Annotated in this window: 1 protein-coding gene; it reads left to right on the top strand. The window is 72.4% G+C overall.

The genetic code is table 11. The features are described 5' to 3' along the window. Positions 1 to 749: CoA transferase subunit A (locus ACI79I_RS24315; protein WP_456995133.1), on the top strand; the 749-nt coding region annotated here is incomplete at both ends.

Here is a 749-nt window from a genome sequence, read left to right as displayed (position 1 = left end):
ATGGACAAGGTGGTGGGCAGCGCCGTGGAGGCGGTGGCCGACGTGCCCGATGGCGCGGTGCTGGCGGTGGGCGGGTTCGGGTTGTGCGGCATCCCGTACGCGTTGATCGACGCGCTGCTGGAGAAGGGCGCCACGGACCTGGTGACCATCTCCAACAACTGCGGCGTCGATGACGCCGCACTGGGCGTGCTGCTCTACGCCGGGCGGATCCGCAAGACGATCTCCTCGTTCGTGGGTGGGTCCAAGGAGGTCGCCCGCCGGTACCTGTCCGGGCAGCTGGAGGTGGAGCTGACCCCGCAGGGCACGCTGGCCGAGCGGCTGCGCGCCGGCGGCGCGGGCATCCCGGCGTTCTACACCCCCACCGGCGTGGGCACGATGGTCGCCGATGGCGGCATCCCGGTGCGCTACGACGCCGCCGGCACCGTGGCCGCGACCTCCCGGCCCAAGGAGGTGCGCGAGTTCGACGGGGTGCAGTACGTGCTGGAGACCGCGCTGCGCGCGGACTTCGGGCTGGTCCGCGCCGCGGTCGGGGACCGGCACGGCAACCTGGTGTTCCACGAGTCGGCGCGCAACTTCAACCCGCTGGCGGCGATGGCCGCCCGGGTGGCCATCGCCGAGGTCGAGCAGTTGGTCGAACCCGGGGCGATCCGGCCCGAGGACGTGCACCTGCCCGGGGTGTTCGTCGACCGGATCGTGCAGGCCGATCCCGAGGACAAGAAGATCGAGAAGCTCACCACCCGCCCCCGCCC

This window comes from Geodermatophilus sp. SYSU D01105 (assembly GCF_054050095.1).
Note: the sequence above shows the minus strand (reverse complement) of the source record. Positions and strands in the feature narration are given on the sequence as shown.